The following is a 9,910-nucleotide window of genomic DNA, read 5'->3' on the forward strand; positions in this document are numbered from 1 at the left end:
AGGGCTTCGGCGACCGCTACCCACGTATTCACCTGGACATACGCAACGAGCTGGAGCCATTCGACCTGGTCCAGGCCAAGGCCGACATCGCCTTTTTCTTCGGCCAGGGCACTTGGCCCGGGGCAACCTGCATCGAATTGTTCAGTGAAGAGGTCGTGCCGGTGTGCAGTCCGCAGCTAGCGGCCAGCCACCCTTTCGACAGTGCCCAGGCGCTGACCGAGCACCGCCTGTTGCAGTGCGTGTCGCGGCCCGAAGCCTGGCATGAGTGGTTCCTGGGGCTGGGCTTGCACAGCCAGAACAGCTACCACGGGCCGCGTTTCGACACCTTCTACCTGTGCATCCGCGCGGCCATCGCCGGTTGTGGCATCGCCCTGATCCCGCGCTACCTGGTGGCCGAGGAATTGAGCGAAGGCAAGCTGGTGGTGGCCTGGGACCACCCGGTGCCGAGCAATGGCCGGCACTTCATCGCGCATGCCGAACATGCCGCCGAAGTGCCCAAGATAAGGGCTTTTGTGCAGTGGATACGGGAGCGCGTAGCTGAGGGGGATTGATTTGAATGGCGAAGTATCGGCCAGATCACGAATCCATGGAATGACCGCAATCGAATAATTCGTTTGCGGAATAACCTGCGAACACGTTTGGATAATAAGAAACTCGAACAAGGTCCGCGTGCACCATGAACCAGGAAAGTATCAGCCAATCGATTGCCATCGTTCACCCAATCACACTTTCCCATGGCCGCAATGCCGAAGTCTGGGACACTGACGGCAAACGTTACATCGACTTTGTCGGTGGTATCGGCGTGCTCAACCTGGGCCACTGCAACCCGGCCGTGGTCGAGGCCATCCAGGCCCAGGCCACCCGCCTCACTCACTACGCCTTCAACGCCGCCCCCCATGGCCCGTACCTGGCGCTGATGGAGCAACTGAGCCAGTTCGTACCGGTCAGCTACCCGCTGGCCGGCATGCTCACCAACAGCGGCGCGGAAGCTGCGGAAAACGCCCTGAAAGTGGCCCGTGGCGCCACCGGTAAACGGGCCATCATCGCCTTCGACGGGGGCTTCCACGGCCGCACCCTGGCTACCCTGAACCTCAACGGCAAGGTCGCCCCGTACAAGCAACGGGTCGGCGAGCTGCCCGGGCCGGTCTACCACCTGCCCTACCCCAGCGCCGACACCGGGGTCACCTGCGAACAGGCACTCAAGGCCATGGACCGCCTGTTCAGCGTCGAGTTGGCCGTGGAAGACGTGGCGGCGTTCATTTTTGAGCCGGTGCAGGGAGAAGGTGGTTTCCTGGCCCTCGACCCGGCCTTCGCCCAGGCCCTGCGCCGCTTCTGCGACCAGCACGGCATCCTGATCATCATCGACGAGATCCAATCAGGCTTTGGCCGCACCGGCCAGCGCTTCGCCTTCCCGCGCCTGGGGCTCGAGCCCGACCTGCTGTTGCTGGCCAAGAGCATTGCCGGCGGCATGCCCTTGGGTGCAGTGGTCGGGCGCAAGCACCTGATGGGGTCATTACCCAAGGGCGGCCTCGGCGGCACCTACTCGGGCAACCCCATTGCCTGTGCGGCAGCACTGGCCAGCCTGGCGCAGATGACCGACGAGAACGTGGCTACCTGGGGTGAGCGCCAGGAGCAGGCCATCGTCAGCCGCCACCAGCGTTGGACGGCCTCGGGCCTGTACCCGTTCATCGGGCGCCTGACCGGCGTGGGCGCCATGCGCGGCATTGAATTCGTCAATGCAGACGGCAGCCCGGCCCCGGCGCAACTGGCCAAGGTGCTGGACGCGGCGCGCGCCAAAGGCCTGCTGCTGATGCCCAGCGGCAAGGCGCGGCACATCATCCGCCTGCTGGCACCGCTGACCATCGAGGCCGAGGTGCTCGAAGAAGGGCTGGATATCCTCGAGCAGTGCCTGGCGGAGTTGAACTGAGCGTTACAGCCCCAGCTCTACCGGGGTGAGCATGTCGGACTCGAACGCGATCCAGCCGCCTTCGAGTTCGGCATGGCCATTGACGATCGGGCCGTAGTAGGTCAGGCCGTTCTCCAGGGTGACGCAAATGTGCGTGGCATTCTTTTCAGGCGCCGCGAGCGTACCGACGAAATGCACCTTTTTCAGGGTTTCGGTCACCGCCTCCAGGCCAACGCGCATACCGGGGTTTTCCGATGCCTCGGTATCGCCCCCACGGTCCTCGGCGCTGATGGTGACGGTGGCGATGTACGGGTACTGGGTGCTCAAGCGGGGTTACCTCAATGGGTGGGTAGGCGTATGGGCGCGTAGAGTACGGCAGGCGTTGCCTGTTGTCTCTACCGGCCTCATCGCTGGCAAGCCAGCGCCCACAGGTATACAACCCTTGAATACGCTGCAGCCCCTGTAGGAGCGGGTTCACCTGCGAACAGGCCAGCCCTGCAACAGGTGATCTGGCTGCCCCGATCTGTTAGGGTGCCCGCCGATGCACGCCACACCACACGAGGATCCCGAGTGAGCGCCGAAGAACCCCTGATCGCCGACCTGTTCGATGTCGACAAACGTCTGTCCCTCAAGCCGGTGGTGGACTTCAACAGCTACCTGCGCAACGCTTTCGGCGAGGGCCCGTGCCGCTGCCACCGCTGCGTCGAAGGTGCCGACCCCAGCACCTATAGCCACGCGCACACCTTCACCTTCGACGGCCGCCCGTGGCACCGCCGTTTCGCCAGCACCGCCGGCAGCGATGTGGCCCAGGTGCTGAAGAAAGCCTGGCTGTCCTATACCAAGGCCGACCTGAACCTGATCGGCGCGCTGGACCTGGCCACGCTCAAGACCTTCACCGAAGCCGGCCTGCACCCACGCTTGCTGGCTTTGCTACCGGCGTGTGGCCTGGCTCGCGAAGTGGATGGCCAGTGGCTGCTGCAGGCCCAGGCCGACTGACAGCCCGGCGGCACGGCAGGATTCCACGGGTCTGCTAACGTGGTGGAATCCGCCCAGCCGCAGGTAGTCCGCCATGGCCCGCACAACGCCCATCGAGCTGTACCGCAACATCGGCATCGTCGCCCACGTCGACGCCGGCAAGACCACGACTACCGAGCGGATCCTGTTCTACACCGGGGTCAACCACAAGATGGGCGAGGTGCACGATGGCGCCGCGACCATGGACTGGATGGCCCAGGAGCAAGAGCGCGGCATCACCATCACCTCGGCGGCGACCACGGCCTTCTGGCAAGGCTCGACCAAGCAGTTCGCCGACAAGTACCGGTTCAACATCATCGACACCCCCGGCCACGTCGACTTCACCATCGAAGTGGAACGCTCGCTGCGCGTACTCGATGGTGCCGTGGTGGTCTTCAGCGGCGCCGACGGGGTCGAGCCCCAGTCCGAAACGGTCTGGCGCCAGGCCAACAAGTACCATGTGCCGCGCCTGGCCTACATCAACAAGATGGATCGCCAGGGCGCCGACTTCCTGCGGGTGGTCAAACAGATCGACCAGCGCCTGGGCCACCACCCGGTGCCGATCCAGCTGGCCATTGGCAGTGAAGAGTATTTCATCGGCCAGATCGACCTGGTGAAGATGAAAGCTATCTACTGGAACGATGCCGATAACGGCACCAGCTATCGCGAAGAAGAGATACCTGCCGAGCTCAAGGCGCTGGCCGATGAATGGCGCGCGAAGATGGTGGAGGCCGCGGCTGAGGCCGACGACGAACTGACCGAGAAGTTTCTCGAGGGCGAAGAGCTTAGCATCGAAGAAATCAAGGCCGGCCTGCGCAAACGCACCCTGAACAACGAAATCGTACCCACCATCCTCGGTTCCTCGTTCAAGAACAAGGGCGTGCCGCTGATGCTCGATGCGGTGATCGATTACCTGCCTGCCCCGTCGGAAATCCCGGCAATCAAGGGCACCGACCCCGACGACGAAAACAAGCACCTGGAACGCCACGCCGACGACAAGGAGCCGTTCTCGGCCCTGGCCTTCAAGATCGCCACCGACCCGTTCGTCGGCACCCTGACCTTCGCCCGGGTGTACTCCGGGGTGCTCAGCTCCGGCAATGCCGTGCTCAACTCGGTCAAGGGCAAGAAAGAGCGCATCGGCCGCATGGTGCAGATGCACGCCAACCAGCGCGCGGAGATCAAGGACGTATGCGCCGGTGACATCGCTGCCCTCATCGGCATGAAGGACGTGACCACCGGCGACACCCTGTGCGACATGGACAAGCCAATCATCCTGGAACGCATGGACTTCCCCGACCCGGTGATTTCCGTGGCCGTGGAACCGAAAACCAAGGCCGACCAGGAAAAAATGGGCATCGCCCTGGGTAAACTGGCCCAGGAAGACCCGTCATTCCGCGTGCGCACCGACGAAGAAACCGGCCAGACCATCATCTCCGGCATGGGCGAGTTGCACCTGGACATCATCGTCGACCGCATGCGCCGTGAATTCAACGTCGAGGCCAATATCGGCAAGCCGCAGGTGGCCTACCGCGAGAAAATCCGCAACACCTGCGAGATCGAGGGCCGCTTCGTCCGCCAGTCCGGCGGCCGCGGCCAGTACGGGCATTGCTGGATCCGCTTCGCCCCCGGTGACGAAGGCAAGGAAGGCCTGGAGTTCGTCAACGAGATCGTCGGCGGCGTGGTGCCACGCGAATACATCCCGGCGATCCAGAAAGGTATCGAAGAACAGATGAAGAACGGCGTGCTGGCCGGCTACCCGCTGATCAACCTGAAGGCAGCGGTGTATGACGGCTCGTACCACGATGTGGACTCCAACGAGATGGCCTACAAGATCGCAGCGTCGATGGCCACCAAGCAACTGTCGCAAAAAGGCGGCGCGGTACTGCTGGAGCCGGTGATGAAGGTGGAGGTGGTCACCCCCGAGGAATACCAGGGCGACATCCTGGGCGACCTGAGCCGGCGCCGGGGCATGATCCAGGACGGCGACGAAACCCCGGCAGGCAAGGTGATCCGCGCCGAGGTGCCGTTGGGCGAAATGTTCGGCTACGCCACCTCGATGCGCTCGATGACCCAGGGCCGGGCCAGCTTCTCGATGGAGTTCACCCGCTATGCCGAGGCACCAGCCAGCATTGCCGATGGCATCGTCAAGAAGAACCGCGGGGAGTGATTCATTCGCCTGTGCCGGCCTCTTCGCGGGCATGCCCGCTCCCACTGGGGCAGCGCCTGCGCCATTCCTGTGGGAGCGGGCGAGCCCGCGAAGAGGCCAGCACAGACAATAACCTTTCTCAGTGCTGCTCCCCTGCCCGCTTCAACAGCTTCTTGCACCGCTCCGACAGATGCACCACGCGCAGGTGCTTGCCCGCCTTGGCATAACGCTCGCGCAAGGTCTGCAGTGCGGCAACCGCCGAGTAATCGACAAAGCTCAGGTGCTGGCAGTCCAGCGTGACCTGGGCCGGGTCGCTGGCGGCATCGAACTGGTCGAGAAATGAAGTGGTCGAGGCGAAGAACAGCGTGCCATGGACCTGATAGTGTTTGCCGCCATCGGCGTCTTCATGGCTGTCGGCGTACAACTCCCGGGCATGCTGCCAGGCAAAGTTCAGCGCCGCGATCACGATGCCGAACAGCACTGCCATGGCCAGGTCGGTAAACACCGTGACCACGGTCACCGCGATGATCGCCAGCACATCGTTGACCGGCACCTTGTGCAACACCCGCAAGGACGCCCAGGCAAAGGTCTGCTGGGCCACCACGAACATCACGCCAACCAGCGCCGCCAGGGGAATACGCTCGATCAAAGGCGACAGGAACAACACGAACAGCAGAATCATCACCCCGGCTACCACACCCGACAGCCGGCCACGGCCATTGGAGCTCAGGTTGATCACCGTTTGCCCGATCATTGCGCAACCCCCCATGCCACCGCAGAGGCCCGACACCATGTTCGCGGCGCCCAATGCCACGCACTCGCGGTCCGGGTAGCCGCGGCTTTCGGTGATTTCGTCGGTCAGGTTCAGCGTGAGCAGGGTTTCCAGCAGGCCGACCATGGCCATCAGCACCGCGTAGGGGGCGATGATCTTGAGGGTTTCCAGGTTCCACGGCACATCCGGCAGCGCCAGCCCCGGCAAGCCGCCAGCGATGTGCGCCATATCGCCCAAGGTGCGGGTGGGCAAGCCGAGCAGATACACCAGCAAGCCAACGCCAAGAATCGCCACCAGTGCCGGCGGTACGGCGCGGGTGAGCTTTGGCAGCAGGTAGACCACCGCCATGGTCAGCGCCACCAGGCCGATCATCAGGTACAAAGGCGTGCCACTGAGCCAGTGCTCACCGTTCTTGAAATGCTCCAGCTGGGCCATGGCAATGACAATGGCCAGGCCGTTGACGAAGCCCAGCATGACCGGGTACGGCACCAGGCGCACCAGCTTGCCCAGGCGCAGCAGGCCGAACAGAATCATCACCACCCCGCCCAGCAGCACCGTTGCCAGCAGGTATTGCGCGCCGTGCTGCACCACCAGCGCCACGATCACCACCGCCATCGAGCCGGCAGCCCCGGAAATCATGCCCGGCCGACCGCCGAACAGTGCGGTCAAGGTGCAAATGATGAACGCACCGTACAGGCCCATCAGCGGGTTAAGGTGGGCCACCAGGGCAAAGGCGATGCACTCGGGCACCAAGGCGAACGAAGTGGTCAGGCCGGCGAGCAGGTCGGCGCGTAGTCGGGTGTGTTTCATGGGCATCCTGTAATTAGCCGGACAACAGCTGGGGCACCTGTACGGCCTTTAGAGCGGGCAAAAATCGAAGGCGGGATGTTACGGAATTTGTCTGAAAGCAGCCACCGCGCAATGTAGCCGAAGGGCTCTCAGGCTCCCTGGCAAGGCCTGTGGAGGGCGATTATCTGCAATTATCTGGCTGACTATAATTTATAGTTTCCTGGATAAAGCCAGGGTAAAAGGCAGTTTTTGATGTGCATCCAGCACAGGCAGGACGCCTTTGCCATCATGGCAACCCCACCTGCGGAGATCATGGACATGCCGCTACGCCCCCTATGCGCCGCCCTGCTGCTGGCCGCCAGCCTCACCGCCCAGGCCGCCACCGAGGTATTGCCGCTGCAGCACCGCAGCAGTGCCGAACTGCTGCCTGCCGCACAGGCATTCATCGCCAAAGACGGCACGGTCAGCGCCTTCGAGAACAAGCTGATCGTCAACGCCAGCCCCGAGCGCATCGACGACCTGCGTGCCTTGCTGCAGCAGCTGGATACCGCGCCCAAGCGCCTGCTGATCAGCGTTGACAACAACGACAGCAACTTCCAGGACAACCGGGGCAACGGCCAGGTCATTCGCTACGGCACCAGCAACCGCGACGGTGGCATGCAGCAAGTTCAGGCCAGCGAAGGCCAGCCAGCACTCATCCAGGTTGGCCAGAGCATCCCGGTTACCAGCACCAGCACCGACGGCTACGGGCGCTTCCAGAGCAACACCGAATACCGCAACGTGACCCAAGGTTTCTATGTCACCCCGACTCTGAGCGGAGAAACGGTTCGTCTGCAAATAAGCACAAATAATGACCGCATCAGCCAGGAACGTGCAGATGTAGTAAAAGTGCAAAGTACCGACACAACCATCACTGGCAAGCTCGGCGAGTGGATCACCCTGGCGGGCTACAACCAGCAGAGCCAAGCGGACCGCAGTACGTCAAGCCGCAGTTACAGCACCCAGCGCGGTGAAAACATGACTTTGCGTGTAAAAGTCGACCTTCTCGACTGATCCCAGGCAATTCAAGGCCTCGACCAAAGGCCTTGAAACTGACTGACAAGTCGTATTAGACCAAAGATGTAGTAAGCACAAAAAACCACTACAAAACATTTGACAGGGTGTTTTTCCCAAGGGCATGATGGCCTCGCTCCCGCTAATCAGGGGCCCTGGCAAGGGCCTTCGAGGCGCGCTCCTTCCACCCCCGGAGGCGCCTTGTGTCTATACGGCCCACAAGGCGGTTCGACGGGATTGCGACTGCAACGAAGAAGTTGTCCCGAGGGACGGAAGCGCATCACCGCAGTACTGGCAATCGCGTAGCACCGCAGTTAGGCATCCACGAGCCGACCTGCCGGGGCGCCCTCTGCCTGGCCTGCACTCTCCTTCCCCTTCGAGCCTTCGCGTTCGCCGCCGCACACCTGCGAACAGGACAGCCGCCAGGCACCTGATCTGCTCCGAGCATCAGCACAATTAACTCAAGATCGATGCGACGAGGTTTATTTCCATGGCACTGACACGCGAACAGCAAATTGCAGCCCTCGAGAAAGACTGGGCCGAGAACCCGCGCTGGAAAGGCGTGACCCGTACCTACACCGCCGCTGATGTCGTTCGCCTGCGTGGCTCCGTGCAACCCGAGCACACCTTTGCCCGCCAGGGTGCAGAGAAACTGTGGAAGCTGGTCACCGAAGGTGCCCACCCGTCCTTCCGCCCTGAGAAAGACTTCGTCAACTGCATGGGCGCCCTGACCGGCGGCCAGGCAGTCCAGCAGGTAAAAGCCGGCATCCAGGCCATCTACCTGTCCGGCTGGCAGGTTGCCGCCGACAACAACTCGGCCGAGTCCATGTATCCGGACCAGTCGCTGTACCCGGTCGACTCGGTACCGACCGTGGTCAAGCGCATCAACAATGCGTTCCGCCGCGCTGACCAGATCCAGTGGAAAGCGGGCAAGAACCCGGGCGACGAAGGCTACATCGACTACTTCGCGCCGATCGTGGCTGACGCTGAAGCCGGTTTCGGCGGTGTGCTGAACGCCTACGAGCTGATGAAGAACATGATCGAAGCAGGCGCCGCCGGCGTGCACTTCGAAGACCAGCTGGCCTCGGTGAAAAAGTGCGGCCACATGGGTGGCAAGGTACTGGTACCGACCCAGGAAGCCGTGCAGAAGCTGGTGGCCGCGCGCCTGGCTGCTGACGTGTCGGGTGTGCCGACCATTATCCTGGCCCGTACCGACGCCAACGCCGCCGACTTGCTGACCAGCGACTGCGACCCGTACGACCAGCCGTTCGTGATTGGCGAGCGCACCCGTGAAGGCTTCTATAAAGTGCGCGCCGGCCTCGACCAGGCCATCGCCCGCGGCCTGGCCTACGCGCCGTATGCCGACCTGATCTGGTGCGAGACTGCCAAACCGGACCTGGACGAAGCCCGCCGCTTCGCCGAAGCGATCAAGAAGGAGTACCCGGACCAGATCCTGTCGTACAACTGCTCGCCTTCCTTCAACTGGAAGAAGAACCTGGACGACGCCACCATTGCCAAGTTCCAGCGCGAACTGTCGGCCATGGGCTACAAACACCAGTTCATCACCCTGGCCGGCATCCACAACATGTGGCACGGCATGTTCAACCTGGCGCACGACTACGCCCGCAACGACATGACCGCCTATGTGAAGCTGCAGGAGCAGGAATTCGCTGACGCCAGCAAGGGCTACACCTTCGTGGCGCACCAGCAGGAAGTGGGTACTGGCTACTTCGACGACATGACCACTGTGATTCAGGGTGGGGCTTCGTCGGTGACTGCACTGACTGGTTCGACTGAGGAAGAGCAATTCCACTGATAGTGGAATGCGGTTGAACGAAGGCCCGGGGCTTGTAAAAGCGCCGGGCCTTTATTTTTGCCGGTACCGACCCTTTCGCGGATGAACCCTGTAGGAGCGGCCTTGTGTCGCGAAAGGCGTGCGTAGCGCCCCCGGGATCTGTGCGCCACCGCAAAATTGCCGGGGCCGCTTTGCGGCCCTTTCGCGACACAAGGCCGCTCCTACAGACGAATCGTGCCTATCAGGGGTGCCTCTGTGCTGCATGCCAGTTCAGCTTGCCGGCTCCCACATCTGTTTCGGGCCAGTCCATCCTGGGCCAGCGCAGGCGACCGGCTAGTACATACGGCGCGGTATCGAGCCATGCGCCAGAGGGGGCACGCGCAAATCACACAGGCATCATTGGCCCGAAACGGATGTGGGAGCCGGCTTGCCGGC

The 9,910-nt window shown here is 62.7% G+C and carries 8 protein-coding genes; 6 read left to right on the plus strand and 2 right to left on the minus strand.

What is annotated here, in order from left to right; all coding sequences use genetic code 11:
• Positions 1–551: LysR substrate-binding domain-containing protein (locus tag G1E_RS12325; protein WP_047149851.1), on the plus strand; the 551-nt coding region annotated here is incomplete at its 5' end.
• A 125-nt stretch (positions 552–676) separates the two neighbouring features.
• Positions 677–1,927: an aspartate aminotransferase family protein gene (locus tag G1E_RS12330; RefSeq protein WP_009684213.1), complete on the plus strand. Its 1,251-nt coding sequence runs from the start codon at positions 677–679 to the stop codon at positions 1,925–1,927.
• Positions 1,928–1,930: 3 nt separating this feature from the next.
• Here the strand turns inward: G1E_RS12330 and G1E_RS12335 are convergent, their stop codons facing one another.
• Positions 1,931–2,233, minus strand: a complete 303-nt coding sequence (locus tag G1E_RS12335) for a hypothetical protein (protein ID WP_009684214.1) — start codon at positions 2,231–2,233, stop codon at positions 1,931–1,933.
• Between the two features lie 243 nt (positions 2,234–2,476).
• Here G1E_RS12335 and G1E_RS12340 point away from each other — a divergent pair, with 243 nt between their 5' ends.
• Both G1E_RS12340 and fusA read left to right on the plus strand, forming a co-directional pair.
• Positions 2,477–2,902: a hypothetical protein gene (locus G1E_RS12340; RefSeq protein WP_009684215.1), complete on the plus strand. Its 426-nt coding sequence runs from the start codon at positions 2,477–2,479 to the stop codon at positions 2,900–2,902.
• 73 nt (positions 2,903–2,975) lie between these two features.
• A complete protein-coding gene (gene fusA / locus G1E_RS12345; protein WP_009684216.1) occupies positions 2,976–5,087 on the plus strand; it encodes an elongation factor G in 2,112 nt (703 codons plus the stop codon).
• A 118-nt stretch (positions 5,088–5,205) separates the two neighbouring features.
• Here the strand turns inward: fusA and G1E_RS12350 are convergent, their stop codons facing one another.
• Positions 5,206–6,648 (minus strand): SulP family inorganic anion transporter, encoded by a 1,443-nt coding sequence (locus G1E_RS12350; RefSeq protein ID WP_009684217.1) that lies wholly within the window; start codon positions 6,646–6,648, stop codon positions 5,206–5,208.
• Between the two features lie 267 nt (positions 6,649–6,915).
• Between G1E_RS12350 and G1E_RS12355 the strand changes: the two genes are divergently transcribed.
• Both G1E_RS12355 and aceA read left to right on the plus strand, forming a co-directional pair.
• A complete protein-coding gene (locus G1E_RS12355) occupies positions 6,916–7,680 on the plus strand; it encodes a secretin N-terminal domain-containing protein (protein WP_175442608.1) in 765 nt (254 codons plus the stop codon).
• A gap of 490 nt (positions 7,681–8,170) precedes the next feature.
• Positions 8,171–9,496 carry an isocitrate lyase gene (gene aceA, locus G1E_RS12360; protein ID WP_009684219.1) on the plus strand — a complete coding sequence of 442 codons (1,326 nt, stop codon included), beginning with the start codon at positions 8,171–8,173 and terminating at the stop codon, positions 9,494–9,496.
• The last annotated feature ends 414 nt before the right edge of the window (positions 9,497–9,910 follow it).

Origin of the sequence: Pseudomonas sp. TJI-51, from assembly GCF_000190455.2 — a bacterium.
GTDB classification, from domain to species: Bacteria; Pseudomonadota; Gammaproteobacteria; order Pseudomonadales; family Pseudomonadaceae; genus Aquipseudomonas; species Aquipseudomonas juntendi.